The following is a 26,643-nucleotide window of genomic DNA, read 5'->3' as shown; positions in this document are numbered from 1 at the left end:
GGCCGTCCGTGCCGTCACCCGTCACGCTAGATCCGTCGAGCGGCTCCCGTTTGCCCCTGCCTGCAACGGCACTTGACCCAGGGTGCACGGACGCGTGGAGGCGGCCGAGCCGGCCCCGAGCGGGGCGCGGGCGACGCCGTCGGTGCTACGAGGTCGTCCGGTCGGACGTGGGCCAGACGTAGGGCAGGTCGTCGGGCACGTCCGGGAAGGACGCGGCATAGACCTCGGGTGCCTTGCGCAGCAGAGCGGACTGGTGGCTCCGGTGGAAGGCGGGGTCGCCCAGCCAGGGCGGCAGTTCGCGGGCCTCGGCGAGCTGCCGCCGGACACGCACGGGCGCGCCTGGACGGTGCCTCTCGAAGTCGGCGGTGAGCGTGGCCGCACACGTGTCGGCGCGCCCGTTCGTCACCCACACGGCGCACACGTCCAGCCCGTAGCGCACGAGAGCCTCCTCATAGCCGGTCCACATGCGCACCGCGGGATGGTGCCGCCATCCGTAGCCGGGCACGATGAGGCCGCGCAGCACTTGGAGGGCTTCCACCCGCTGCTTGCCCAGGCGGGCCTGGTCGAGCACTTCGGCCGACCGCGTGAAGTCGGGATACGGAAGAAAGGTCTGCACGGAGGATCACTACCGTGATCGGCCCCCTCCCACGCGGGCGATGGGAGTGCGGGCGCCCGGTCCTCCCACCCCGCTGCCGACGCCTCACGCCCCGTGGGCGGCAGCCCTATGCGAGAGGGACCGCGTTGTCTCGGGTTTGTCCGAAGAACCACGACATCGGCGTCGTCGGTGCCATGTTCCAGGCATGGTAGGGACGACACTCGCGCCGCTCATCGGCGTTCTGCTCGGCGGGCTGGTCTCGTGGGTGGCCCAGCACGCGTTGGGACGTGCGTCGGAGCGGGCCGAGACGCGCAGAAGTCTTCGCGAACGTGCAGAAGCGCGTCGGAGCGAGCGCCTGACCCAGCTCATCGACTTCCTGCGCACGGTGCAGGAGGGGGAGCGGGTCGCCGTGGACCGCCATCACCACGGGATCGCCGACGAGCAGTGGCAGGCGCGGGCGAGACAGACCATCGACAGGATGTGGGTCGCGCAGAAGACGATCCACATGCTGTGTGCACCCGAGGTGAACCAAGCCGCACGGCGGCTGGCGTTCGCCGTCCAGGACGTGATCAGGGACGGGCCCGGTGATTCCGGTGTTCCCGGGGAACCCCGGGACGAGCAGGTCTGGGCCGCCATCCGGCCGAGCCGGCGGACGTTCCTGGACGTCGTGCGTGACCACTTGAGCTGAGAGTGTCCGCGGAGTCTCCCGCGAGGGCGGTGGCCCGCGACTAAGGCGCCGGGTCGGAAGGGGGCGGCGCGACGCCCTGGAAGAGATTGTCGATCAGCTGATCGACGAACTCCGTGGTCAGTGGTTGCGCCGGCATCAGCAACCGGTGGTACACGGCGCCCCAGAGCTGGTCGACGATCGTTTCCAGGTCGACCCCGTCGCGGATCTGGCCGGCCTGCCGGGCGAGCGTGAGACGTTCGACGGCGAGGGCGCGACGCTGTGTGACGTAGTGCGTCGAGAGCGCCTCCGCCAGGTCGGGGTCCCCCTGGGCGGCTCCGACGATCCCGGCGATGACGGAACCCTTGCGGTCGAGGAGATCGACGAAACTGCGCAGCTGCGTCCGCAGATCACGCCTGATGTCGCCCGTGTCGGGGAAGGCGAGGGTCTCCTTGAACGTGGTGAAGTAGGCGTCGAAGGCCAGGGCCCCCGGGGAGGGCCACCATTTGTAGAGCGTCATCTTGCTGACACCCGCGCGGGCTGCGACCTTCGAGAAGGTGAGTGCGTGCACCCCCTCGGCGAGCAGCAGCTCGGCCGCCGTGGTCAGCGTGGCGCGGCGGACGTCCTCCGCGCGACGGCGCCCGCGGCCCGGCTTGAGGATGCCGGTTCCGGCTCCCTCGGTGTCTCCGCGCTCCACGGGGCTCCTCCTCGTCACGATCGGCCGACCGGGGCGGCGCGGCATCCGCCGACCACTATATGGACCCACCGGCCACATGTATATGGACCACTTGTCTACATCCTGCTAATGTACTAACCGTCCACAAAAGCCAGAGGGAGATCACCATGACCACGACTGAGCAGCCCGCCGCCCGTGTGGCGATCGTGACCGGAGGTTCGGGAGGCATCGGCAGCGCCGTCGCGCAGGCGCTGGCCGCGGACGGCATGTCCGTGGTCGTGCACTACTCCGGCCGGGCCGAACGCGCCGACGAGGTCGTGACGTCGATCCGGAAGGCGGGCGGCGAGGCCGTCGCCGTCTCCGGTGACGTCGCGGACGAGACGGCGATGGCTGCCCTGTACGACACCGCCGAGGAGCGATTCGGCGGGGTCGACGTGGTGGTCAACACCGCCGGGATCATGGTGCTGGCCCCGCTGGCCGAGATGGATCTCGACGCCTTCGACCGGATGCACCGGGTCAACGTGCGCGGCACGTTCGTCGTGTCCCAGCTCGCGGCCCGCCGGCTGCGCCCCGGCGGAGCGCTGGTGAACTTCTCCACGTCCGTCACCCGGCTCCAGCAGCCGACGTACGCCGCCTACGCGGCCACCAAGGGCGCGGTCGAGGCGATGACCCTGATCCTCGCCCGCGAACTGCGGGGACGGGACGTCACCGTCAACGCCGTCGCTCCCGGGCCGACCGCCACCCCGCTCTTCCTCGAAGGCAAGAGCCCCGCGCTGGTCGAGCGGATCGCGGCCGTCTCTCCGCTGGAGCGGCTCGGCACGCCGGAGGACATCGCGCAGGCGGTCGCGTTCCTTGCGGGTCCGGGCGGCCGGTGGGTCAACGGCCAGGTCCTGTTCTCCAACGGCGGCGCCGCCTGACCACCGGGCTCCCGCCCGCGGCGCGTCGGCGGCCTACGCGCGGTGGTGGGTGAGCAGACCGCGCAGGAGTCCCGGCCGGTGCGCGGCGAGCATGTGCGGGCATCCCGCGCCGCCCGCCGTGAACGCCAGGCCCGTCTCCTCCCGCATGGCCGCGAAGAAGCGGCGGCCCTCGGACGTCTGCCGTGACGTGGACCAGGCGTAGCCCATGGACGGGCCCAGAGCCGTGTGGACGGCTCGTCTGCCGACGCCCTGGCCCTGCCAGTGTGCCGCGACGACGATGCTCTCCACATGACCCAGCCGGCAACAGTGGCAGATCTGGAAGTCCAGCCGTCCAGCCGCCCGTCCCTCGCCGTCCCGCATGACGACGGCCTGAAGGCCCGCCGGTGTCGACGCGCCGAGGCGCTCGAAGTGAAGTGCGGGCGGTCTCGCCGGGCCGGTCACCCCGACCGCCGGGCCTTCGCGACATCGACGGCGTTCTGCCGGAACGCCCACCGCATCTTCGGCTCCATGACGAAGCGGAAGGTCCGCTGTACGGGCGGGGTGCACAGCAGGGTCATCACCGCGGCGGCGACGACGGTGACGGCGATCTCGCCGAGCGGCCGGTGGATCCAGGCGTGGTCGTACCAGTCCCAGAAGCGGGAGCCCTTGGCGAGGAAGCCGTGCAGCAGATAGCCGTACAGGGTCCCGGCACCGAGCACGGTGAACCACGTCGTGCGCCGCGGAACCCAGGCGAGGAAGCAGGCGACGAGGACCACGGAGCAGGCGAAGAGGGCGAACGTCATGGCGGCACCGGTCCAGCCGGGTGCGCCCAGTTCCTGTGCGCTGTCCCGACGGTAGAACCAGGCGGCGTTCATCCGCGGCGCCGCCCAGTAGGCGACGGCCAGGGCGATCGCGAAGACGGGCACGGACAGGATGCGCGCCTCACGGCGGCGGATCAGGTGGAAGTGCTCCGGCTTCAGGCAGAGCCCGAGCACGAAGAAGGGCAGAAACTGCAGGACACGCTGGAGGTCGAGGTCGTCGCCGATGTCGGGGGAGGCCGCCGCGAGCGCCGCGACGGCGAGCGCGAGGGGCAGCGGTCGGCGCACGACCCTCCACACCGGAGTGGTCAGCCGCCAGATGAGCAGGGCGCCCAGGAACCACGTCAGATACCAGGGGTCCAGCAGGCTGATCGCGAAGCCCGGGTCGTCGTCCGCCCACCGCTTGAACAGCGAGTACGCCACCTCGAACACCACGTACGGAACGGCAACGCCGGTCACCAGACGCCTGATCCGGTTCGGACGCGCGTCGAAGTTTCGCGAGAAGTAGCCGGAGACGATGATGAACGCGGGCATGTGGAACGTGTAGACCGTGATGTACAGCGCCGCCGCCGCCCGGCTGTCACCGCGCAGCGGCTCCCAGGCGTGGCCCATGGCGACCAGCACGATCGCCAGGTACTTCGCGTTGTCGAAGAAGGCCTCACGCTGCGCTGTCCGCTTCGGCCGGGTGTCCTCGCCGGACGGGTTTCGGGGCCCTCCGTCGCCGGCTGTCCCCTGAGGATCGTCTTCGTGCGGACGACCGAGGCGAGCTTCCTCCTGGCTCGAGCGCTGCAGCGTCTCCCTCACGAGCACCCCCTCATCGGAACCCCGTCGGATGTCTCAGCGGGTTGCCCGAATCGCGCGAGTCATGCCGACGCGGCACCCCGGAGGCACCGTAGCCACCCCGGAGCGCCCCGTGGTCCGAATCAGCACACTCGCCACACGAACGGAGGCGACGATCCCGACGGACCCGCCATCTGCGGGCGTCCTTCAGGATCGTCGCCTCCGACGCGGTCGGCTCCGCCCCTCCGCAACCGGCGCTGGGCGAACCGCCGTTACGGGCTCAGGTGGGCGGCTCCGTCCCGGCCTGCTCGCTCACCATGTACCGCGCGTACCAGTCCGGCCAGTCCGGGTCCTCCGCGCCGGTACGTGCCTCGTGCTCCCCGTGCGCGGCCGCGGCACGCCGCAGCGCGCTCGCCAGGTCGTCGGCCGAGGAGAACGCGGTGGTCGCGGGATCCAGCCGGCCCGGAAGCCGCGTGGTGATCTCCTGGAGAAGCCAGCCGTTGCCGTCCGGGTCGCTGAACGACAGGAAGGATCCATAACTGCCGCGTTCGGGAGCGGGGCCGGGAACCCGGGCGTCGGTGCCGGCGTGGTGGAAGACGCCTCCGGAGTCGTGGAACACCTCGCCCGGGTCGGCGCCGCCCTTTCGCAGCTCCTCGCGGGCCGTCTCGATGTCGTCGACGATCAGGTGCAGCCCGCGCGCGGAACCCGGGGCCTGCTCGGTGACCGACGTACCGAAGATGACCGAGGCCGGAGAGCCCGGCGGGGTCATCTGGACCACCCTGAAGTCCTCGCCGGTCGGGACGTCCGCGTCGAGCCGCCAGCCCAGCCCTGTGTAGAAGTCCTTGGCGCGGTCGACGTCGGAGACCGGCACCACGACGACCTCGAGTTTCATGTCCATCGTTTGTTCCTCTCGTCTCGGTCCCGAGGGCGACACGGACGACGACCTGTTTCCCGAACAGTGCCGGGCCGTGCTCCACTCCGGCCGCGGCCCGAACCCCGGGCCATGGGTGTCAGTGCGCCACGAGCTGCTGGCCGCCGTCGATGTCGTATGTGGCCCCGGTGAGTGCGCCGTTGACCATGATGTGCAGGGCGAGGGCGGCGACATCCTCGGGTCCGACCACGCGTCCGATCGGCAACGTCTTCCTCAACTCCTCTCGCCGGGCGTCGAGTTGGTCGCCGAGGAGAGAGGCCGACAGGGGTGTGTCCACGAACCCGGCCGCGATGAGGTTGACCCGGACCGGCGCGATCTCCAGCGCCAGGTTGGCGGTCAGTGCCGGGAGCGCGGCAGTGACGGCGCCCGTCACGGCCATCCCGAGTGCGGGGCGCCTGCCGCCGGTACCGCCGATGAACAGCAGCGTTCCCCCTGGCCTGACCTTCTCCCGGCTCGCCCGCGCCACCGCCAGGACCATCGCGATGCGCCCGCCGAAGTCGGATCCGGCCTCGGCCAGGTCGAGTTCGGCGATCGGTGTGTACGACGGGCTGCCCGCCGTGACCAGCACATGGTCGACCTGTCCGGGGAGTTCCTGGATGAAGCGCTCCAGGCGTTCGACGTCATGGGCGTCGAACGCGGCGGTGCTCAGGGGGTTCAGCTGCTCGGCCGCACGCTTGAGGCGCCCGGGGTCCCGCGCCACCAGGACCAGGTCGCCGCCGTCCGCACGCACCTGGCGCGCGGTCTCGAGACCGATGCCCGCGCTGCCTCCGACCACCACGACCGTCTGCCCGGCGAGCCGGCCGCGTGCGCCGTCGGCTTCTCCATCGATCCCACTCACAAGGGGTCACCACTCTCAGGACGCGGAATTCGTGCGAGTCCCCCACGGCGTCACGCTGCGGCGTCGGGCCCAGCCGGAAACGCGTGCGATGCGCGGGCACAACGACGCTCCACTCGACCGGCTGTGCGGCCGACCGGATTTTCAGTCTGTCACTCGTTCGACCGGACGGCATCCGCTCCGCGCTCCGGCACGGATCAGGCCTTGGCGATGGTTCTGCCCGGCATCGGCTCGGCAAGCGCCGTTCGCCATTCCGGGGCCCCGAAAGACTCCGCGAAGTACTGCGTCTCGTGCGCCACATGCCCGTCGGTGAATTCCATGATGCTCACCGAATACGTCGGCACCCCGTCGTAGGTGATCACGCACTGACTCACCCACTGATCACCTCCGCCGATGATGCGCAACACGGTGAAGTGCCGACTGGCCGGGTGTCCGCCCCGCTGCGCGGAAATCGCCGCGCGACCACGGAATCGCTCACCGGACTGCGGGTAGTCGAGGATCGCGTCCGGGGCGTAGATGGCGTGCTCGGCTTCGATGTCCCCCAGCTCCGACGCCCGCCAGTGTTCCTCCAGCGCGCCCCGCGTCCGGTCGTCGGAGTTCGTCACCGTGCGCCTCCTGCGGCGGGGCGGAGGGAATGGAGTGTGCCGCCTGCTCCAGCCTAGCCACGCCCGTCGCTGGACGCGCGACGACGGCTTCGACCGCAGAGGAGAGAGGGCGGCCTCGACGGCAGAGGAGAACGGCGCGGGATGCAGGTGTGGGGCACGCTGCGTAAAATGGGGGCGGATCTGCCCGGACTTGCCTGTGGAGAGCGCCGGTTGCACCCGCAGCCGAACCGACGTCCCGCGTCCGGAGCGGTACCCGTGTCCGTCAACGGCGTTCCGTTGCCGACGCATTGGACGGGAGACTGCTCATGAGCATGCCGCGGGATCTCCTGATCGTCGCTCTCGATGTCGAGGGGAACCGGCCGGTGCGATCAGGTGAGTTGTCCCTCGCGCTCGCCGGGGCCGAACTGCTCGCTCTGTCGGAGAGCCAGGCGGTTCGGCTGGAGGGCGACCGGATAGTGCCGGGTGACCTGGCGGCTCCGACAGACCGTCTCTTGAAGGATGCGGCGGCCGCCGTGGTCGTGACCGAACCGTACGAGTCGGTCGACGACTGGCTGTGGCGCAGGGGAGAGGGCCTGGCTGCGACGTACAGGGCCGCCTTCGAGTCGGAGGGCCTGGTTCGGAGACAGGGCAGACGCCCCTTCCGCGGCGGACACACCGTCCTCGTCGACTCGATTCCCCGTCGGCAGGCGGCGGAGCACTGGTCCGCCGCGGAGCCGGTGCTTCGCACCCTTGCCGAAGGGATCGGGATCACCGGCGAGACAGCCGGAGAGGTCCCGGAGATCGGGGACGACGCCGCGGAGACGGTGCTGGCCGGCGTCAGCGGCGCACTTCAGGAACTGGAGGCCGAACGGCAGCGTCGCAGCATCGAGGGAGCGGCGTTCGACAACATCTGGCGCAGCCCCGAGTGACCGGCTGCTCTCGGGCAGGAGCGGCACACCTCTTATCCTCGTGTGAAGAGGACGCCCGCGAAGGGGTTGTCCGCCGTGAGGGGGCCGCCGGTGGCGAAGGGACGCACGCAACTGATCGCGGGTGCCGTGATCGTGGCGTGCCTGGTGCTCATCGGCCCCACCGCGCCCAGTAGTTCTCCTTTCGTCAGGTCGGGAGCCGTGGACGCCGCCGTCGACGTCGTCCCGAACCGCGTCATGACCTGGAACCTCTGCAACCCCTGTGCGGGGAGCAACGTCGACCGCGCGTCGGAGATCGCCTCGTACGCGCCCCAGGTCGTCGGCCTGCAAGAGGCGTGCGTGGGGGACGTCGAGAGGATCGTGGACTACCTGGAGGACCTGTACGGACTCACCTACCAGGTCGAGTTCGGTTCCGTCCTGCGCAATTGGGGCCGCTGCGGTGGAGCACCCTGGAGTCCGGGAGGCTACGGCCAGGCGATTCTCTCGGCCGCACCCATGAGGGATCTCGTCACGGCGGAGTATCCCGACGGCGGGTCCGAGGACCGCGGGTACATGGCGGTCACCACCACGGTGGACGGCCGGCCGCTGCGGGTCTTCAACACGCACTTCGCCGAGCGACGACAGGAGACGGTCCGAGCGGGACAGGCACGCGTCCTCGCCGCGGAAGTCGCCCGGCACGACCGTGCCGTCGTCCTCGGTGATTTCAACGCCGTTCCCGATGCTCCCGAACTCGCCCCGATGTGGGCCTTGGCCGTGGACGTGGACCCGCGATGCGGCCCCTCGTCCACGGGCGACTGCGAGCCGACGACCGACTGGCAGAGCACGTTCGACTACGTCTTCCTGCGGGGCCTCGTGCCGACCGGACACGCCGTGCGTCCGTCGTCGTACTCGGACCACCACGTGCTGTACGGCGACCTGGACGCGTCGTGAGCGCGTCCGCCTGAAGGCGCTTGCACAAGAAGGGTGGGAGGGCTCAGCCCTGCTCCCGCGTACCGTCCCCGCCCTGGGGAACGCCGTTGAAGAGATCGATGAGTCCGAACGGCGCGCGGTCGCCGAGGCAGAGGTCCAGGATCTCGTGGGCGTCGGCGTAGAAGGGCTCGGTGCGGGCGAACAGCGCCGTCTCGTAGGCCGCGAGAGCCGCTTCGAGGTCGTCGCCGTGCGCGGCGATCGCCTTGGCGAGTTCGGCGCCGTCGAACATCGCCAGGTTCGCGCCGTCGCCCGACGGCGGCATCAGGTGTGCCGCGTCGCCGAGAAGCGTCACCCCGGGCACACGGTCCCACCGGTGCCCGTCCGGGAGGGTGTGGATCATGCGCGCGACCGGTGTGGTCTCACCGTCGGTGATCAGTGCCCTGAGTTCCGGTGCCCAGCCGTCGAACTCGGCCGCCACCCGGGCGGTCGCGGCGGAGGCGTCGGTGAAGTCGATGCCGGCGATCCAGTCGGCGGGGCGGTTCAGCTGCACGTACGTGTGCAGGATGTTTCCCGCCTCGCGGTGCGCGACGATCCCCTTGCCCGGGGTCAGCGCGTACATGGCGCCGACACCGACCGCCTCGGCCGCCGCACGGTGCTTCCGGTCGGCGTCGTGGAGATAGGTGTCGATGAACGTCGTGCCGATGTACCGGGGTGTGGCGCCGGAGAGCAGGGGGCGGACCTTCGACCAGGCGCCGTCGGCACCGACGAGCAGGCCGCTGGTCACGGTCGTGCCGTCGGTGAAGGTCAGCTCGTGCCGGCCGTCGCCGAGGGAGCGGACGGCGCCGACCTTGCGCCCCCACTGGACGGTCCGGTCCGGCAGCGAGTCGAGCAGGATCCCGCGCAGGTCTCCGCGCAGCACTTCGGGGCGCTGCGCCAAGCCGTCGTCCGGCTCGTCGTGGAGCAGCTTTCCGTCCTGGTCGAGCACGCGCAGTGCCTCGGCTCCCTCGTGGATGATCGCGCGGAACGCGTCGGTGAGGCCGGCGTCGGCCAGCGCGCGCTGCCCGTCGTCCTCGTGGATGTCGAGCTGGCCGCCCTGGGTGCGGGACGCGGCCGAGGGGTCCGCCTCGAAGACGGTCGCGGGGATGCCGTGGACGTGCAGGACCCGGGCGAGGGTCAGGCCCCCGAGGCCGGCGCCCACGATGGCGATGGGGTGGTGGGTGGTGGTCATGGCTTCCTCGTTCCCGTGCCCGCGACGGCGCTGGGCGCTCGCCGGACACATTATGGATCGGTGTTCCATAACCAATATGGAACACCGATCCAGGGTGTGTCAAAATGTGGTCATGCCGCGCACACGAGGAAGAGCACCCGACGGGAAGGGGCGCCCCGACGCCCTGTCGCAAGAGATCATCGTCAGCGCGGCCGTCGCCCTGCTCGACCAGCACGGGGAGCGGGGACTGACCTTCCGGCTGCTGGCCAAGCAGCTCGACACCGGACCCGGCGCCCTGTACTGGCATGTGGCGAACAAGGACGAACTCGTCGCCCTCGCCGCGGACCAGGTCCTCGGCCACGCCTTCGGCACGGTCCCCCGCACGGAGGGGGACGCCGTCGCCGGGCTGCGTACGCTCGCCGTCGCCGTCTTCGACGCCCTTGACCGGCACCCATGGGCGGCGTCCCACGTCACCGCGCCGGCCACGCTGGAGAACGCCCTGCGACTGCTCGACCGCATCGGCACCCTCGTGGCACGGACGGGACTGCCCGCCGAGCGGCAGTTCGCGGTCTCCACCTCGATCTCGTACTACATCACCGGCGTGAGTGCCGAGATCATCGCCCCGGGCGTCACCGTCGGCACGGCCACCAGCCGCGCCGCGTTCCTGACCCGGACCGCCGAACACTGGGCCGCGCTCGACCCCGCCGAGTACCCCTTCCTGACGGGCACGACCACGGACCTGCGGGACCATGACGACCGCGACCAGTTCACCACCGGCCTCGATCTGCTCCTGGACGGCCTGAGCGCGACCGCGGGCCGCTGACCGCGTGCGGGTTGCCGCGCTGCAGGCCCGCCGGCAGCGCCGCTCAGGCGTGAAGGGCGTCGATGGCGTCCTCGACGGTGGGCTGGAACATGAAGAGCTGATCGAGGCCCACGATGCGGAACAGGTGCATCAGGTCGGCGTTCATCCCGACCAGCAGAAGACGCGACGAGGCCTTGAGCGCGCGGTCGTAGGCGCTGACGAACACCGTGAGCCCGGTGGAGTCGCAGTAGGTCAGCTCGGAGATCTCCATCAGCAGGGGGACGTCCGGGGTGAAGGGTGTCTCCGTGATGACCCGGGCGAGGTCCGGCGCGGTGTGGTGGTCGAGTTCACCGGCTACGGTCAGCACCGTGGCGCCGTCGGCGTGGGTGTGTCGAGTGACGGTCAGAGTGCGGTCGTTCACCGGTTCTCCTGGGCGGGTGGGGGTGTGTGGCCGGTCGGGACGGACAGGGCGAGCGGTGCGATGTCGTCCTGTTCCTGTTCCTGTTCCCCGATCGGTGAAGAGTCTGTGCACCGTGGCCGGCAGACCGCCGTCTCCTCGCGTGGCACGGTCCGACAGGTCCGAGGCCGTGAAGGGCGTGCGGGGAGCCGTCATGGCGCGTCCCTCCCCTCCCCGTTGGCCGTGACTGCTGGCGCGAGGCGCGGCTGTCCTATCCTAATGAGCCCGTCAACGAGCTTCCCCCGGGTGCCCGTCGGTCGGGTGGATTCTCCTCGTTATGGTGTCCACTGCGCGCGGAGGCGACCGCACAATGGACACCGACAGACTGCCCTCGGGCATCGGCCTGTCGTGAACGAAGGGGTGGGCAGTGACGCGTTCCGAGGATGCCGTGCCGGAAACGGCGGCGGCAGGCGCCGGTGTGTTCGCCGCGGACGCGACGGTCGGCCAGGACCTGGCGCTGGTGGACTGGGTGGGGACCACCCCACTCGGTGACCCGGAAAGCTGGCCGCAGAGCCTGAAGACCGCCGTGAGCATCCTGCTGTCGTCGAAGTTCTCGATGTGGATGGCCTGGGGGCCGGAACTCACGTTCTTCTGCAACGACGCGTACCGGCGCGACACCCTGGGCCGCAAGTACCCGTGGGCCCTGGGACGGCCGGCGAGCGAGGTCTGGGCGGAGATCTGGGACGACATCGGCCCCCGTATCCACACCGTCCTCGCCACCGGCGAAGCGACCTGGGACCAGGCGCTGCTGCTCTTCGTCGAACGCTCGGGGTACTCGGAGGAGAGCTACCACACCTTCTCCTACAGCCCGCTGCGCGACGACGCGGACCAGGTCGTCGGGATGCTCTGCGTGGTCAGCGAGGAGACCGAGCGGGTCATCGGCGAACGCCGGATGACCACGCTCCGCGATCTCGGCTCCGACCCCAGTGTGGTGCGTACCGAACAGGAGATGCTCGACTTCGCCCGTCGGCAACTGCGCCTCAACCCGCACGATCTGCCCTTCACGCTGACCTACCTCTTCCAGGACGACGGCAGCGCCGCCCTGGCCGCGGTCACCGGGGTCGAGAGGGGGCACCCCGCCGCCGTGGAGGTTCTGCCGCCGGGCTCCGAGACGGTGTGGCCGACGGCCGCCGCGGCCCTCGGAGAGTCGGTGCTCGTCCCCTTGGACGGAGCCCCCTTCGCGGATGTGCCGGCGGGGGAGTGGCCTCAACCGCCCGTCCAGGCCCTGGTCGTGCCGCTGAAGCAGCAGGGCGGCTCCCCGTACGGATTCATGGTCGTCGGTCTGAATCGCTACCGGGCCCTCGACGACGGGTACCGCGGCTTCGTCGAACTCGTCGCCGGTCATGTCGCCACCGGAGTCGCCAGCGCCCGCAGCTACCAGGCGCAGCAGCGGCGCGCGGAGGAACTCGCGGAGCTGGACCGGGCGAAGACGACGTTCTTCTCCAACATCAGCCACGAGTTCCGCACACCGCTGACGCTCATCATGGGGCCCGTGGACGAGTTGCGCGACAAGCTCGCCGACGCGGACACGGGCGTGCGTGAGGAACTGGACGTCATCCACCGCAACGGGCTGCGCCTGGGCAAGCTGGTGAACACGCTGCTGGACTTCTCCCGCATCGAGGCCGGCCGGATGCAGGCGCGCTACGAGCCGGTGGACCTGGCCGCCGTCACCGGCGAACTCGCCAGCGTGTTCCGTTCCGCCGTCGACAGAGCGGGCCTGGATTTCCAGGTCGACTGCGTCCCGCTGCCCGAACCGGTCTTCGTCGACCGGGGCATGTGGGAGAAGGTCGTCCTCAACCTGCTCAGCAACGCGCTGAAGTTCACCTTCGAGGGCTCGATACGCGTCACCGTGGGTGCCGAGGACGGCAGGGCCGTCGTGACGGTCGACGACACCGGCATCGGTGTCGCCGCGGCGGAGATGCCCCGGCTGTTCGAGCGGTTCCACCGGATCGAGAACGCCCGTTCCCGCTCCAACGAAGGCAGTGGCATCGGCCTGGCCCTGGTGAAGGAACTCGTCGGACTGCACGGCGGCGACATCGCCGCAGCGTCCGCCGAGGGACGGGGCACCGGCTTCACCATCCGGCTGCCGTTCGGTTCCGCACACCTGCCCGACGAGGCGGTTCATCCGGAGCCGGCCATCGGCTCGGCCTCCACGGCGACCGACCCCTTCGTACAGGAGGCCCTGCGCTGGCTTCCCGGCGAACAGACCGGGACGACGCCCGTCGAGGTCGCGAGCGCCACCGACGGCGGAGCTGACGGTGCCGGAACCGGAGCCGCGTTCCCCGCGCACGTCCTGGTCGCCGACGACAACGCCGACATGCGCGAATACCTCAACCGGCTGCTGCGCGGCGCCGGGTACCAGGTCAGCACGGTCGACGACGGCCGGCAGGCCCTGGCGGCGATACGGACGAAGGCCTTCGACCTGGTCGTCAGCGATGTGATGATGCCCCACCTGGACGGTCTCGCCCTGGTCGCGGCACTGCGCTCCGACCCGCGGACCGCCTCCCTCCCGGTGCTGCTGCTGTCCGCGCGGGCCGGACAGGAAGCGTCCATCGAGGGACTCCAGGCCGGTGCCGACGACTACCTCGTGAAGCCGTTCGCGGCCGCCGAACTCCTCGCCCGGGTGCGGGCGAACATCGAACTGGCACGGCTGCGCAGCCACCACGCCCGCTGGCGCACCGCACTGGTGGACTCCCTCCAGGAGGCTTTCTTCGTCTGCGACGAGGAAGGCGCCGTCATCGAGATCAACGCGGCGTTCACCGACATCCTCGGCTACGGGCCCGAGGGCCTGCCGTACCGGCCGGTGCACCCCTGGTGGCCCGACGCCACCACCGACTCCGCGGCGTATCAGCAGGTCAGCGACGCCTTCGCGCTGCTGCTCGGCAACACCAAGGGCTCCTACACCATCCCCATCACCCACCGGGACGGACGCCGGCTGTGGGCCACGGCCACCTTCAACCAGGTCGACGATCCCGACACCGGCCGACGCGTCACCGTCGGCACCTTCCGCGACGTCACCGCCGAGCACTACGCCATCCAGCGTGAAAGCGCCCTGGCAGCCCTGGGCACCTGCCTGTCCCGGGCCACCAGCCTCCCCGAGGCTCTTAACGGAGCACTGGACGAACTCAAGAAGCTGTGGCGCGCCCGGTCCGTCGTGGCAGCGGTCTTCGACCACGGCGACGAACCCACGCTGACCTCGACGAGCGCGTCGCCCACCTGGCCCGGACTGCCCTCCGAGCGCCGCGAACGGCTCGACGCCCTGCGCCAGGGGCCGATTCTCACGCCGGTGGCCGACCGCACCGGGGCGGGGATACTCCTGGAGTTCCCGAACGGCCCCCTGGCGCTGTGGATCGACCTCGGCGAGAACCGGCCCTTCACCGGAGAGGACCAACTGTTGCTGTCCCTCCTGGCCGGCCACCTCGCCCAAGGCCTGCAGCGGGCCCACCAGATCGACCAGCAGCGTGAGACCGCCATCGCCCTGCAGCGCGCCATCCTCGGCCCGGCACGGCTCCCCGACGGATTCGCCGTCCGCTACGAGCCCGCCACCCAGCCCCTGGAGGTGGGCGGCGACTGGTACGACACGGTCACCCTGCCCGACGGGCGGATCGGCATCGTCGTCGGTGACTGCGTCGGCCGGGGGCTCGAAGCCGCCAGCGTCATGGGCCAACTGCGCAGCGCCTGCCGGGCCCTGATGCTCCAGGACGCAAGCCCCGCCCGGACACTGATGGCCCTGGACCAGTTCGCCGCCGGCGTTCCGGGCGCGGCCTGCACCACGGTCTTCTGCGGCGTCCTCGACACCGACTCCGGCCAGCTGACGTACTCCAGCGCCGGCCACCCGCCCGGCATCCTGGTCCATCCCGAGGGCACCACCCGACTCCTCGAGGACGGACGCTCGCTGCCCCTGGCGGTCCGCCCCGGCAAGGAGCGGCCCGAGGGCGCCTGCACCATACCGGCCCGGTCCACCCTGCTGCTGTACACCGACGGACTGGTCGAACGGCGTCGCCGTCCGCTCAGCGTGGGTATCGACGAGGCCAGCGAAGCCCTCCAGGACGGCCGGGGGACCGCGGTCGACGAGCTCGCCACCGACGTCATGTCCCGCCTTGCTCCCGTCGACGGCTACGACGACGACGTCGCCCTGCTGCTCTACCGCCACCCCGCCCCGCTGGAGATGTCCTTCCCCGCGGAGTCCTCCCAGCTCGCCCCCGTCCGCAAGACACTCCGCAGCTGGCTCGACCAGTGCGATCTGCCGCCGAGCACCGTGCAGAACGTCCTGGTCGCAGCGGGCGAGGCGTGTGCGAACGCCATCGAGCACGGTCACCGCGACGCCCCCGGTGACGCCATCCACATCCGAGCCGAGGCGTTCGTCGACAACCTGCGCCTGACCATCGCCGACACCGGTCGCTGGAAAGCGCCGCAGCCGGAACTCAACACCCATCGCGGTCGCGGGATGAGGCTGATGCGCGCCCTGATGCAACAGGTGACCATCACCCCCGGCCCGTCCGGCACCACCGTCGACATGCACACGAGGATCGCCTGATGACCACTTCCCTGACCCTCACGCGCGGGCGACGGGCCGACGGCACCGCGCTGCTGACCGCCGTCGGCGAGATCGACATGAGCAACACAGAGGAACTGGCCGACGCCCTCACGGACATGACCGGACCTCTCGTACTCGACCTCACCGGTGTCGAATACCTCGACAGCGCCGGACTCAGCGTGCTCTTCCCCCACGCCGACCGCCTCGAACTGGTCACCAACCCGCTCCTGGAACCCGTCCTGACCATCTCGGGCCTCACCGACCTGACCACCGTCCACACCAGGTAGCCGCACGGGGCCGCGGCGGGCCGCGCCGTCCGGTGAGGGGCGCCCGGACCTCGGAGGACGACGAACACAGGCGTGGGGAGGCGCCTGGACGGGAGTACGGTGGCGGTACCGAGCGCACCTCGCACGCCGTCATCCGTTTCGGCGTCGCCCTCGGGGAACGGCAATGGCCGGAGCACTCGCGTCCGGTCGGAGATGAGCCGCCCCACATGAGCCTGATGAGTCTCGGAGTACTCGCCTCCTCCCGCAAGGAGAACGAGTTCCGTCTGCCGCTGCACCCCCGCCACCTCGACCGGATCGCTCCGGACATACGCGAGAGGATCTTCCTCGAACAGGGCTACGGCCAACGGTTCGGCGTCGCCGACGACGCCCTGCGACCACTCGTGGCAGGTCTGCGCACCCGTGAGCAACTGCTCGCCGAGTGTGACGTCCTGCTGCTGCCCAAGCCCATGCACGAGGATGTCGCCGAGCTGCGCGAGGGCCAGGTGCTGTGGGGATGGCCGCACTGCGTCCAGGACGAGAAGATGACGCAGATCGGGATCGACCGACGGCTGACCTTCATCGCCTGGGAAGCCATGAACCACTGGACGTCCAAGGGCGCCTTCAGCGTCCACGTGTTCCACAAGAACAATGAACTCGCCGGCTACTGCTCGGTGCTGCACGCCCTCCAGCTCGGCGGCCTGACCGGCAGCTACGGGCGTCGGCTGCGTGCGGTGGTCATCAGCTTCGGCGCCACGGCGCGCGGGGCGGTCACGGGCCTGGGCGCCATGGGCATCTCCGACGTCACGGTGCTCACGCAGCGTGCCGCCGCGGCGGTCGCTTCGCCGATGCCCTCGGTCGTGATGGGCCACTTCGCGGAGCGGGAGGACGATCCGTCACGGCTGGAGGCCGTCACCGCGAACGGGTCCGTGCCGCTGGCGGAGTACCTGGCCGGGTTCGACGTCATCGTCAACTGCGTCCTGCAGGACACCGACGCGCCCCTCATGTTCGTCACCGACGAGGAACTCGCCGTGTTCCGCCCGGAGACCTTCTTCATCGACGTCGCCTGCGACGAGGGCATGGGCTTCGCCTGGGCCCGCCCCACCACCTTCGGCGAACCCATGCACACGGTGGGTCCGGGCTGCCACTACTACGCGGTGGACCACAGTCCGTCGCACCTGTGGAACTCCGCCACCTGGGAGATCAGCGAGGCGCTGCTTCCCTATCTGCGCAAGGTCATGAGCGGTCCCGCCGGCTGGGACGCGGACGTCACGCTGAGAAAGGCCATCGAGATCCGCGAGGGCGTCGTCCAGAACCCGAAGATCCTCTCCTTCCAGCACCGGCCCGCCGAGTACCCCCACGCGCGCGAGGCATCCGCGGTCCACTGAGCCGAGAGAAACGGTGGGCTGCTGCCGGGCCGGAGGTCGCCGGCCCGGCAGCAGCCGGTTCCACGGGTGCTACCCGCGGCGTCCCGAGGGATCGTCGGCGAGGACGTCCCGGTCCTCGTCGGCGAACGGTCCGGGGCCGACGGGCTCCGTTCCGGTTCCGGTCGCCTCCACCTGGGCCCGGTCCGCGTGCCCCGGCCACCATGCCGCGTGACCGATCAGGGCGGTGAGGCTCGGCGTGAAGAACATCGCCATCACGAAGGCGGCGATCGCGATGCCGAACGAGACCGCGAATCCCATCTCCGTGAGCAGCGCGTTGCCCGCCAGCATCATCGTGGCGAAGGTCGCCGCGAGGATGAAGCCCGCCGCGGCCACGGTCGGACCGGCGTGCCTCAGCGCCATGCCGGCCGCCTCACGCGGATCCCGGCCCTCGCGGGCCTCCTCGCGGAGCCGGGCGATCATGAGGATGTTGTAGTCCGTACCGATGGCGACCACGAACAGGTACATGATCACGGGCAGCATGAACATCAGGCCCGAGTGCCCCTGCCCTTCCTGGAAGATCCACACGGTCGCACCGAGGGTCGCGCCGAACCCGAGGCCCACCGAGGCCATCAGGTACAAGGGGGCGACCACACTGCGCAGCAGGAGTCCCAGGATGATCATGATGAGGATCGCGGCGACGGGGAAGACCGTCCGGTAGTCGTGGTTGACCGCCGTGTCGATGTCCTTGTAGATGGAGGACATGCCACCGACGAGGGCCTCGGTGCCCTCGGGTGCGTCGGCATGCGCGACGTCCCGCACGCTGCCCACCGTGTCGATCGCCTGGTCCGTCGACGCCTCATACTTGAGGGTGACCGTGAAGTCGGCGGTCGTGCCCGCCTTGTTCACCTGGGTCATGCTCGCGCTCGCGACGCCGTCCACCGCGCCGAGACTCTTCTCGTACGCGGGGAAGGCGGCCTTGTCCAGCGGCTTGCCGTCGGTGCTCGACAGGTAGACGTCGGTGGGCGCGGCGGCGCCCGCCGAGTACGCCTTCTGCATCTCGTCCTGGACGACCATGGACTCCTTGGTCTTGGGCATGGAGCCCGATGCCAGGTCGAACGTGGCGTTGTACCCGAACACGCCCAGCGACAGGGCGACCAGGACGAGCCCGGAGAGTGCCGCGGTCAGTGCCGGACGGCGCTGTACACCGCGGCCGAGGGCGGCGAACCGGGCGTTCTCCGGCTCCTGTTGCCAGGACTTCGAGGGCCAGAAGACCTTCGGCCCGATGAGCGACACCACGGCCGGGACCAGGGTCAGGCCCGCGACCAGGGTGACGGCGACGGAGATGGCGAGCGCCGGGCCCATCTGCTTGAGGAATCCCAGCGTGGACAGCACCAGTGCCAGGAAGGCGATGATGACGGCGCCGGCCGCCGAGGCGATGGCCTCACCGACCCGGCCCACCGCGTTGATCATCGCCTCCTTCGACTCGTCCCCGGCCCGCAGGCGTTCGCGGTAACGGAACATCAGGAACAGGAAGTAGTCCGTGCCCACGCCGAACAGCACGACGATGAGGATCGAGGACACCGAACTGTTCGCCTGGAGGTCGAAGAGCTTGGTGGCGTAGGCGATCAGCCCGTTGGCGATGGCGGCCACCACGCCGATCAGGATCAGGGGGAGAACCGCGAGGATCGGCGCCCTGAAGATGATCAGCATGGTCACCAGGATGATCAGGAAGGTACCGATCCCGATCAGGGCCTGGCCGCGCTTGGACGAGTCCTGTTGGTCGAGCGCCTGCGCGGCGGAGCCGCCGAGCTTGACGTCGAGGTCCGTCCCCTTGGTCAGTTGCTTGACGTCGTCCCGCAACACCTTGGCCGCGTCGGCCTGTTTGGGCTGGCCGGCGTTCTTGCTGTCCATCTGGACCAGGGTGAGGTCGTACCTGCCGTCCTTGGACGGCCGGCCGGGGACGACCTTCTGCACCTGGTCGATGTTCTTCTGACCCAGCTCGGTGGTGATCCGGGCGACGTCCTTCTTGTCGGCGGCGGTGAGCTTGCCGCCGTCGGTGCGCTGGTACAGCGCGATCGCGGACGGGGTGAAGGCGCCGGGGAACGCCTTCGCCTGGAGATCCGCCGCTTTGATGGACTCGTAACTCTTGGGGAGGAAACTGCTCTCGTCACTGTTCGAAGGCAGGCCCGGAGCCGAGGCGACGATCGCCACTGCCGCGATGAGCCAAGCCACGATCGTCCAGACGGGATGTCGGACGACGGTGATCCCAATACGTCGAAACATGCGGGGGGTCCTCCTGGGCAGGAAGATCACCGCAGCCCGGGGAGCGGACCCCGGCATCGGCGACCCTGACCGGTTCTCCCATCGAGCCGGTCGAATGGTTGTCTTGGGCTCTGATCGTAGTGACCGCGCTCCTCGCTCGCTGCATCGGGCCGTGACCGGTGCGCGTTTCGTGTCGGTCGAGGACGGTGCGGTCGTGCGAGGGGCTCCTGCCCGGTGCTTTCGATTCGTGGCGGATCAGGCCACGAGGAGGCGGAGGCCGAGTTCTGCCGCGTCGAGGGCGACGAGGTCGCGGTTGCGCTCGGCCCACCGGCCCGAGGAGAGGTCGTCGCGGAGTCCGTCCACCGCCCGCCGTTCCGCCTCCGGCCCCACCCGGGTCCACACCGACACCGCGCGGCGCACGGGTTCGTCCAAGTAGGCCTCGGGCCGCCGCCAGTGGGCCTCGAAGAAGCCGTCGGCGCAGTCCCACGGTACGAGCACCGGCTCCGCGCGGCCGCCGATGGCACGGGTCAGGTCGGCCAGCGAGGGCCAGTCGACGAGGAGGTCGGCGAACTCGGGCAGGTAGTCGCGGGTGAGCCAGAACGTCGCCCGCCGGCCGGTGTCACCGGCGTCGTACGTGAACACCACCACGCGGCGGGCCACGCGCCGCATCTCCCGCAGGCCGGCGATGGGGTCCCGCCAGTGATGCACGGTGCTGAAGGCCATCGCCGCGTCGAACGACTGGTCCTCGAACGGGAGGCTCTCCGCCGCGGCGGCCACGCACGGCGCCGCGTCGGCGGGGCGCTGGGACCGCATGACCGCCGACGGCTCCACCGCGACGACGTCGCGGTCGGGGGGCTCGTACGAGCCGGTGCCGGCGCCGACGTTCAGCACGGTGCGGGCGTCCCCGAGGGCGTCCCAGACCCGGGCGGCGATCCGCGGTTCGGTTCGCCGCGTCACCGGGTACGCCGACCCGATGGCGTCGTACAACTCCGCTCCGAAAATGGTGAGTTGCTCCTCCGGTGTCGTCCTGATCCCCATCGCTCGCGCCTCCAGTTCCCGGTCGATCGCCGTCACCATCGCGACAGCGCGGTCGCGCTGCTGCGCCAGCAGGCCGCGCAGCCGGCGCAGGTGCGCGACCGCGTCGACGGCCGGGTCGTCGACCAGATCCGCGATCTCGCGCAGCCCGAAGCCCAGCCGCCGGTAGGCCAGCACCTCCCGCAGCCGCTCCACGTCGTCCGCCGCGTAGGCCCGATACCCGACCCCGGTCCGCACCGACGGCCGTACGAGGCCGATCTCGTCATAGTGATGCAGCGTGCGGACGCTCACGCCGGCCAGTTCCGCCACCCGCCCCACCGTCAGATGCTCCTCCACACCACCGACTGTGCGGCATGACGCCACGTGAGGGTCAATGGCCCCGCGCGGGCGGTTCCGGTGCGGCGTCCCGTCGGTCGTGCGTACGGGCTCGTCGGTGAACGAGGAGCCCGAGGCGGCGGGCAGTCGTGAAATCGCAACGATCCGGAGCGCAACCATCCCCTCGCGCGGGGAGTCCAGCCATCCGAACGACACGTGTGTGCGTTCCGGATGACGCGGGTGGGACGGGTGTGGGGCATGGGACGGATACGGCGATGGAGTCGGCTGACAGCACTGCTGGCCGGAGCGGCCGGACTCGGTGTGGCGGCGCTGCCCGCCACGGCGAACGCCGCCGACACGAAGCTGACGATCGACGCTCAGGAGACGTACTACACCTACCAGTACGGCGAGGGTCCACCCGGTGACGGTGATCTGTTCCGGCTCGACCTGAACCTGAGCGCCCCCGACGGCACCGAGCCGCTGGCCAAGAACGTCAAGCTGACCATCGACGCCACCGAACTGGAGGGCAAGGCCCTCATCACGGGCGACGGCGGTGCCTGCTCGCGCTCCGGGTACGTCTACACCTGCACGTACACCTCGATCGACGGCCTGACCAGCGTCCAGCCCTTCTACATCAAGGGCGCCAAAGGTGTGAAGGCCGGCGCCTCCGGCGACATCCACTACACCGCCGTCTCCAGCGACGCGGGCACGGCCACCGCCACCACGCACACCATCATCGGCGGCCCCAAACTGCTCACCCAGCGCGAGAAGAAGGTCACCGGCGTCGCCCCCGGCGGAAACTTCGACATCACCCCGGCCATCGCCAACACCGGCCCGCTGGCCGCGCCCCGGGGCATCGGCGTGAAGCTGTTCGGCGAGGAGGGACTGAAGGTCGCCGAGCAGTACAGCAACTGCCACTACCGGCCGATGCCGCAGCCCACCGCGTACTGCACCTTCGACACCCCGATCGAACCCGGGACGGCGTACGCGTTCGACAAGCCGTGGCACTTCACCGCGTCGGACGACCTGATGTACGCCACGATCAGCTACCTCACCTGGCCGCTCGGCAGCGGCAACCCGTGGCAGTACGACGACCCGGCGGACTACACCGTCACCGGCAGCGGACCGGAACTCGGCCTCACGCCCGTCCCCGCCTCCGGTTTCCCCGACTTCGGCGGTTTCGTCGAGGTGTCCACCGCCCAGCGGGCCGACTACCAGGCGCTGGGAGGCCAGGTGACCGGCAAGGTGGGTCGGACGGTGCCGGTGAGCCTGGGCGTGAAGAACGGCGGCCCGGGCTCCATGAACCTCTAAAGCCGTCCCGGCCAGGGCTCCGGCGTCTACCGCGTCACCCCGCCCGAGGGCACGGTGATCACCAAGATCCCCTTCCCCGGCGAGGACGACGACCACGCCTGCGGCGCGCCGATCAAGGGCACCCACACGTACGAGTGCCGGATCTCGGACACCTTCCCGGCCGGCGACACCGACCAACTCACCTTCTACGTACGCATCCAGAAGGCGGTCGCGCACCCGAAGCCGGGCTCCGTCGAGGTCATGGGCCGCACCGACTTCCCCAACCGCGACGATCAGCCGGGCAACGACTCCGCACCGGTCACCCTGAAGATCACCGGTGGCGGCTCGTCCGCCTCACCCTCCCCGTCGGTGTCGGCCTCGGCATCCCCCGGAACCGGGTCCGGCACCGCGACGGGAGGGTCCGACTCGACATCCGGCGGAGCCGGCACGAGCGGCGGGTCGAGCGCCCAGAACGGTTCGATGGCTGCCACCGGTTCGGGCGGACTGCTCTGGATCGAGGCCGCGGCGGCCGTGGCGCTGTGCACCGGAGCCGTGGGTGTCGCGGTGACACGCCGCCGGGCACGCCGATAGCTCCATCTCCGTTGCGCACAGCGGCATTTCGTGGCTCCGACGGGGGAAAGGTACGTTCCCGCGTCATGGACTGGAACCAACGGACAGCCGTAGAACTCGCGGCCGCTATGCGGGCCGGCGACGTGACCTCGGAGGAACTGACCGACGCGGCGATCGCCCGTATCGAGCGGGACGACACGGAGATCAACGCGATCTGTGTGCGGGACTTCGACCGTGCACGGCTCGCCGCGCGCGCTGCCGACGAGGCACGCGCGCGCGGCGAGGACCGTCCGCTGCTCGGCATCCCGGTGACGGTCAAGGAGTGCTACGACATCGCGGGTCTGCCGACGACGTGGGGGATGCCGCAGTACAGGACCCACCTGCCGGTCGAGGACGCCGTGCAGGTGTCGCGGCTCAAGGCCGCCGGGGCGGTGGTGCTCGGCAAGACCAACGTGCCCCTGGGACTGCAGGACCTGCAGACCTTCAACGAGATCCACGGCACCACCAACAACCCCTGGGATCCCGCTCGTACGCCGGGCGGATCATCCGGTGGATCGGCGGCTGCCCTCGCCTCGGGATTCGGCGCGCTGTCCATCGGTTCCGACATCGGAGGTTCGTTGCGCACCCCCGCGCACTTCTGCGGTGTCTACGCGCACAAGCCGACCGTCGGGCTGGCGGCGACGCGCGGTATGGTCCCGCCGCCCGGACCGGCGCTGCCGGACGAACTCGACCTCGCCGTCGTGGGTCCGATGGCACGCTCAGCCCGGGATCTCGCTCTCCTGCTCGATGTCATGGCGGGACCGGATCCTCTGACGCGGGGTGTGGCCTACAGGGCGACGCTGCCGCCCGCGCGCCACGAACGGCTCGGCGACTTCCGGGTCCTGGTCCTCGACCGGCATCCCCTCCTTCCGACGGGATCAGCCGTGCGGGCGGGCGTGAACCGGGTTGCCGACGTGCTCGTCGCGGCCGGTGCCCGCGTCGAACGGCACACTCCGCTGCTGCCCGACCTGACCGAGGCCGCCGTCCTCTACACGCAGTTGCTGTTCTCGGGCTCCGTGGCACGCTTTCCCGTCGAAGCGTACGAGCAGTTGAAAACCCGGGCAGCGCGACTGAGCGCGGACGACCGGAGTCTCGACGCGGCGCGGTTGCGCGGCATGGTGCTCAGCCACCGCGACTGGATGGAGGTCAACGGCCGTCGTGAACTCCACCGCCTCGGCTGGCGGCTGTTCTTCGCCGAGTTCGACGCCGTCGTGTGTCCCATCACGCCCACTCCCGCCTTCCCCCATGACCACGACCCCGATCTGATGGGGCGCCGGATCGACATCGACGGCGTCGCGTACCCGTTCTTCGACCAGCTCGTCTGGGCCGGTCTCGCCACCATGCCGGGCCTGCCCGCCACCGCCGTACCGACGGGCCTGTCTCCCGACGGTCTGCCGGTGGGAGTTCAGCTCATCGGTCCGATGCTGGAGGACCGCACGCCCTTGCGGCTGGCGGAACTGCTCGAAGACACCATGGGTGGCTTCCAGGCACCGAAGTAGAGCCTGCTGCCGGGTGTGTCCGCCCCCCTGTTCTCGCCGGCCACGGCGAACCCGGAGCACACCCGGCACCTGCCGGTCACCGGGCGGAGCGGGCGGTGGCGGACGAACTCAGTCGGTCGGTGAAGGAACGGCGGACGGGCGGAGGACCATGAGCTGGTCTTCCAGGGTCGCCACCATGGCGAAGGGGAACCGGTCCAGCTCGAGACAGAGCGCCACGTCGTCGGGATGGACTCCTTGACGCACACCCTGCGCCAGTTCGGCGGCGGCGCGCGACCCGCCGGCGCGGCGCAGGAACGCGTCCGCGTCCGTATCCGCTTCGGTGGCTCTCCGAGCGATGTACTGAGCGCACGCCAGATCCTCGTCCGCGCGGCCGTCCTCGCCGGTGACGACGAACGTGACCTGGTCGGCCGCGTGTATCCGCAGGAGCCGGGCCGTCGCCTCCGCCACCACGAACCCGGCGCAGAGCACCAGCGACGCCTCCTTGACGGCGAGGGCGCCGACCGTCCCCGCGGTGGTCTTCTGCACGACGGTCCGGCCACCGAGGTCGACGGACCGCAGCATGCCTGGAGAGTTGACAGCGTCGAACCCGGGCGCGGGCGGTCCGTCCTTGAGGGCCACCCAGCCGGGGTGGCGAGCCTTCAGCGCCAGCGCTTCGTCCAGCGACTCGGCCAGGACGATCTTTTCCGCTCCCCGGGCGAAGGCCCAGGCGGCCACCGTGAAAGCGCGCATCACGTCGACCACGACCGCCACGGAAGGGGCGTCGTCCAACTCTGCGATCGCAAGGAAGCGCGTGTCCATCGGGTCATGATCGCGCAGCCCGCCGCCGGGCACGAGGTCTTTTTTCGGTTCACCTCGGGAACGGAGGAGCCGAAGGCCTCGGTCTCGTGCAGGTCGCTCGTCCCGCCCTCCGCGCGACCACTCAGGTGCGGGCGGGACGCCGGCGGTCGGGTGTCAGAAGGTAGGCGATCGCCATGTCGCTGAGTTCGTCCGCGTAGCGGCGTTGGGCCACTTCGCCGGTCGCCGGGTCGGGGCGTACGGAGTTGTGGAAGCAGGCGCCGAGGACCGCACGGGCGGCGGTGTCGAGCGCCGCCCGCGGGTCGGAGCGGCGGATCTGGTCCGCGTAGGGAGCCGCCGCTTCGAGCAGGAGGCGATGGATCTCCGTGATGGTGCGGGCGCCGCGGTCCGGAGGCTTGGTTCCCCGCGCGCGCAGCAGTTGGGGGAAGAGACCGCTGCTGTCGGCGAACGACTCCAGCAGGGCGTGCGCGTAGGCGTCCATGACGCCGGACAGGGACGGCTCGGCCTCGGACAGCCGCTCGGCCACGTACTCCTCACGCCGGTCCAGCATGCGTTCCGTCAACGCGTTGACCAGCTGGTCCTTGTCCTCGAAACGGCGGTAGATCGTGCCGACCGAGACGCCCGCGCGTTCCGCGACACCGGTGATCGTCATCTCGTCCAGTCCGGCCGACGACGCGATGTCCTCTGCCGCCTGCAGCACACGGGCCAGGGTCGCGGCGCTGCGCGCCTGCCGGGGCTCGCGATAGGGCGCCGGGCGGTCGTGCTCGTCGGTCATGTCCCGCATCGTATCGGCGGCTGCCCCGGCGGGACCTTTGACAAGGGGTGCACCTCTCCGCGTACTCTCATAACGCGAATGTGAATCTACATTCGCATTCTACTGGAGGTGGCGACCATGACCGACGACCGGACTTTCCCGCCGGTGACCGTGACGCTCGAGTCGGGGCCCACGGGCGCCGGGAGCATCGACGACTTCGAGCTGTTCTACGCCCGCCGTGCCCTGGATCGCTTCAGGGCGCGACTGGGCCGCCAGGGCCTGCTCGATCTGCTGGCCGCGGACATCGAGGAGGGCAACGCGTTCCTGCGGGAGTGCGCGCGCACCTCCGACGGTGCGTTCCGCGCGGGGACGACGGTGCTGCAGGCGGGCGGACTGACCTCGGGCGAGTTCTTGACCTGGATGGACGCGGCGTTCGCGGGCAAGGACGAGCGGCCGCTCCTCGCGGCGCACCCCGAGCACTACGCGATGGGCACCGACGACATCGGGGCGCGCGTGGTGGAGAACATCGGCCCCCACATCTGCTCGTTCTACATGGGCGGCTGGGGCACGGCCGCGATGGCGTGGGCCGAGGACGCGGACGAGCTCCTTCCGGAGTCGGAGTATCCGCGCAAGATGTCCTCGAACCTGTTCCTGGAGGACGGCACCGTCGTCGGGCGGGCGCTGATCCAGTTCGGTGACACCGCCGAAGGGTTCACCGCGAACCTCACGGTCTACTTCCCCACGTCCTGCCCGCAGGACGTCCTCGACCACCACCTGCGGCACTACGCCGTCGAGTTCAGGAACTGGATCGTCGCCGCTGCCGCGGCCCAGGCCTGA

The 26,643-nt window shown here is 70.4% G+C and carries 25 protein-coding genes; 12 read left to right on the top strand and 13 right to left on the bottom strand.

The features are described 5' to 3' along the window. Positions 1-145 precede the first annotated feature (145 nt). Positions 146-616 carry an MSMEG_6728 family protein gene (locus tag OG406_RS01735; RefSeq protein ID WP_326841282.1) on the bottom strand — a complete coding sequence of 157 codons (471 nt, stop codon included), beginning with the start codon at positions 614-616 and terminating at the stop codon, positions 146-148. 184 nt (positions 617-800) lie between these two features. On the opposite strand from OG406_RS01735, the gene OG406_RS01730 reads away from it, so the two are divergent. Next, positions 801-1,283, top strand: a complete 483-nt coding sequence (locus OG406_RS01730) for a hypothetical protein (protein ID WP_164375881.1) — start codon at positions 801-803, stop codon at positions 1,281-1,283. Between the two features lie 40 nt (positions 1,284-1,323). On the opposite strand, the gene OG406_RS01725 is transcribed toward OG406_RS01730, so the two are convergent. Further along, positions 1,324-1,956, bottom strand: coding sequence for a TetR/AcrR family transcriptional regulator (locus tag OG406_RS01725; protein ID WP_267049814.1), 633 nt, complete (start codon positions 1,954-1,956; stop codon positions 1,324-1,326). Positions 1,957-2,102: 146 nt separating this feature from the next. Here OG406_RS01725 and OG406_RS01720 point away from each other — a divergent pair, with 146 nt between their 5' ends. Next, positions 2,103-2,852, top strand: a complete 750-nt coding sequence (locus OG406_RS01720) for an SDR family oxidoreductase (protein WP_329183473.1) — start codon at positions 2,103-2,105, stop codon at positions 2,850-2,852. Positions 2,853-2,885: 33 nt separating this feature from the next. Here the strand turns inward: OG406_RS01720 and OG406_RS01715 are convergent, their stop codons facing one another. From OG406_RS01715 to OG406_RS01695, 5 genes are all read right to left on the bottom strand, one after another. After that, complete coding sequence (locus tag OG406_RS01715) at positions 2,886-3,212, bottom strand: N-acetyltransferase (protein WP_326841279.1); 327 nt, start codon at positions 3,210-3,212, stop codon at positions 2,886-2,888. Between the two features lie 77 nt (positions 3,213-3,289). Then, positions 3,290-4,453 (bottom strand): acyltransferase family protein, encoded by a 1,164-nt coding sequence (locus OG406_RS01710; RefSeq protein ID WP_329183466.1) that lies wholly within the window; start codon positions 4,451-4,453, stop codon positions 3,290-3,292. A gap of 256 nt (positions 4,454-4,709) precedes the next feature. Beyond that, positions 4,710-5,327, bottom strand: coding sequence for a VOC family protein (locus tag OG406_RS01705; RefSeq protein ID WP_329183463.1), 618 nt, complete (start codon positions 5,325-5,327; stop codon positions 4,710-4,712). A 112-nt stretch (positions 5,328-5,439) separates the two neighbouring features. Beyond that, entirely contained in the window at positions 5,440-6,198 is a 759-nt protein-coding gene (locus OG406_RS01700; protein ID WP_329183461.1) for an SDR family oxidoreductase, read from the bottom strand. 194 nt (positions 6,199-6,392) lie between these two features. Further along, on the bottom strand, positions 6,393-6,800 hold the full coding sequence (locus OG406_RS01695) for a nuclear transport factor 2 family protein (RefSeq protein WP_329183459.1): 408 nt from the start codon (positions 6,798-6,800) through the stop codon (positions 6,393-6,395). Positions 6,801-7,105: 305 nt separating this feature from the next. On the opposite strand from OG406_RS01695, the gene OG406_RS01690 reads away from it, so the two are divergent. Both OG406_RS01690 and OG406_RS01685 read left to right on the top strand, forming a co-directional pair. After that, on the top strand, positions 7,106-7,708 hold the full coding sequence (locus tag OG406_RS01690; protein ID WP_267049819.1) for a GPP34 family phosphoprotein: 603 nt from the start codon (positions 7,106-7,108) through the stop codon (positions 7,706-7,708). A gap of 90 nt (positions 7,709-7,798) precedes the next feature. Next, positions 7,799-8,635 carry an endonuclease/exonuclease/phosphatase family protein gene (locus tag OG406_RS01685; protein WP_266850109.1) on the top strand — a complete coding sequence of 279 codons (837 nt, stop codon included), beginning with the start codon at positions 7,799-7,801 and terminating at the stop codon, positions 8,633-8,635. A gap of 43 nt (positions 8,636-8,678) precedes the next feature. Here OG406_RS01685 and OG406_RS01680 read toward each other — a convergent pair whose 3' ends face one another. Beyond that, on the bottom strand, positions 8,679-9,842 hold the full coding sequence (locus OG406_RS01680) for an FAD-dependent oxidoreductase (RefSeq protein ID WP_329183456.1): 1,164 nt from the start codon (positions 9,840-9,842) through the stop codon (positions 8,679-8,681). A gap of 112 nt (positions 9,843-9,954) precedes the next feature. Here OG406_RS01680 and OG406_RS01675 point away from each other — a divergent pair, with 112 nt between their 5' ends. Next, complete coding sequence (locus tag OG406_RS01675) at positions 9,955-10,644, top strand: TetR/AcrR family transcriptional regulator (protein ID WP_267049821.1); 690 nt, start codon at positions 9,955-9,957, stop codon at positions 10,642-10,644. A gap of 43 nt (positions 10,645-10,687) precedes the next feature. On the opposite strand, the gene OG406_RS01670 is transcribed toward OG406_RS01675, so the two are convergent. Then, the gene (locus tag OG406_RS01670) at positions 10,688-11,044 is read right to left on the bottom strand and encodes an STAS domain-containing protein (protein ID WP_266619386.1); all 357 of its coding nucleotides are present in this window, start codon (positions 11,042-11,044) and stop codon (positions 10,688-10,690) included. Positions 11,045-11,447: 403 nt separating this feature from the next. On the opposite strand from OG406_RS01670, the gene OG406_RS01665 reads away from it, so the two are divergent. The 3 genes from OG406_RS01665 to OG406_RS01655 all read left to right on the top strand — a co-directional run bounded on the left by OG406_RS01665 (position 11,448) and on the right by OG406_RS01655 (position 17,268). Then, entirely contained in the window at positions 11,448-15,617 is a 4,170-nt protein-coding gene (locus OG406_RS01665) for a SpoIIE family protein phosphatase (protein ID WP_329183453.1), read from the top strand. Then, positions 15,617-15,904: an STAS domain-containing protein gene (locus OG406_RS01660; protein WP_266619391.1), complete on the top strand. Its 288-nt coding sequence runs from the start codon at positions 15,617-15,619 to the stop codon at positions 15,902-15,904. Before OG406_RS01665 ends, OG406_RS01660 begins: the two co-directional genes overlap by 1 nt. A gap of 206 nt (positions 15,905-16,110) precedes the next feature. Next, positions 16,111-17,268 (top strand): N(5)-(carboxyethyl)ornithine synthase, encoded by a 1,158-nt coding sequence (locus tag OG406_RS01655; protein WP_329183452.1) that lies wholly within the window; start codon positions 16,111-16,113, stop codon positions 17,266-17,268. Between the two features lie 69 nt (positions 17,269-17,337). Here the strand turns inward: OG406_RS01655 and OG406_RS01650 are convergent, their stop codons facing one another. After that, positions 17,338-19,530, bottom strand: a complete 2,193-nt coding sequence (locus OG406_RS01650) for an MMPL family transporter (protein ID WP_329183450.1) — start codon at positions 19,528-19,530, stop codon at positions 17,338-17,340. Between the two features lie 234 nt (positions 19,531-19,764). Beyond that, positions 19,765-20,880, bottom strand: a complete 1,116-nt coding sequence (locus OG406_RS01645) for a MerR family transcriptional regulator (RefSeq protein WP_329183448.1) — start codon at positions 20,878-20,880, stop codon at positions 19,765-19,767. 237 nt (positions 20,881-21,117) lie between these two features. On the opposite strand from OG406_RS01645, the gene OG406_RS01640 reads away from it, so the two are divergent. The 3 genes from OG406_RS01640 to OG406_RS01630 all read left to right on the top strand — a co-directional run bounded on the left by OG406_RS01640 (position 21,118) and on the right by OG406_RS01630 (position 24,257). Continuing rightward, a complete protein-coding gene (locus tag OG406_RS01640) occupies positions 21,118-22,170 on the top strand; it encodes a hypothetical protein (protein WP_329183446.1) in 1,053 nt (350 codons plus the stop codon). A 54-nt stretch (positions 22,171-22,224) separates the two neighbouring features. Next, positions 22,225-22,740, top strand: a complete 516-nt coding sequence (locus tag OG406_RS01635) for a hypothetical protein (protein ID WP_329183445.1) — start codon at positions 22,225-22,227, stop codon at positions 22,738-22,740. 65 nt (positions 22,741-22,805) lie between these two features. Beyond that, the gene (locus tag OG406_RS01630; RefSeq protein WP_164375897.1) at positions 22,806-24,257 is read left to right on the top strand and encodes an amidase; all 1,452 of its coding nucleotides are present in this window, start codon (positions 22,806-22,808) and stop codon (positions 24,255-24,257) included. A 108-nt stretch (positions 24,258-24,365) separates the two neighbouring features. Here OG406_RS01630 and OG406_RS01625 read toward each other — a convergent pair whose 3' ends face one another. Then, complete coding sequence (locus OG406_RS01625) at positions 24,366-25,055, bottom strand: 2-phosphosulfolactate phosphatase (RefSeq protein WP_329183443.1); 690 nt, start codon at positions 25,053-25,055, stop codon at positions 24,366-24,368. A gap of 121 nt (positions 25,056-25,176) precedes the next feature. Next, on the bottom strand, positions 25,177-25,827 hold the full coding sequence (locus tag OG406_RS01620) for a TetR/AcrR family transcriptional regulator (RefSeq protein ID WP_329183441.1): 651 nt from the start codon (positions 25,825-25,827) through the stop codon (positions 25,177-25,179). A 117-nt stretch (positions 25,828-25,944) separates the two neighbouring features. On the opposite strand from OG406_RS01620, the gene OG406_RS01615 reads away from it, so the two are divergent. Continuing rightward, the gene (locus OG406_RS01615) at positions 25,945-26,643 is read left to right on the top strand and encodes a hypothetical protein (protein ID WP_329183439.1); all 699 of its coding nucleotides are present in this window, start codon (positions 25,945-25,947) and stop codon (positions 26,641-26,643) included.

The sequence above is a fragment of the Streptomyces sp. NBC_01428 genome, from assembly GCF_036231965.1.
In the GTDB taxonomy this organism is placed as follows: Bacteria; Actinomycetota; Actinomycetes; order Streptomycetales; family Streptomycetaceae; genus Streptomyces.
The sequence above is the reverse complement of the archived record's forward strand: the minus strand, read 5'-3'. Positions and strand labels throughout refer to the sequence as shown.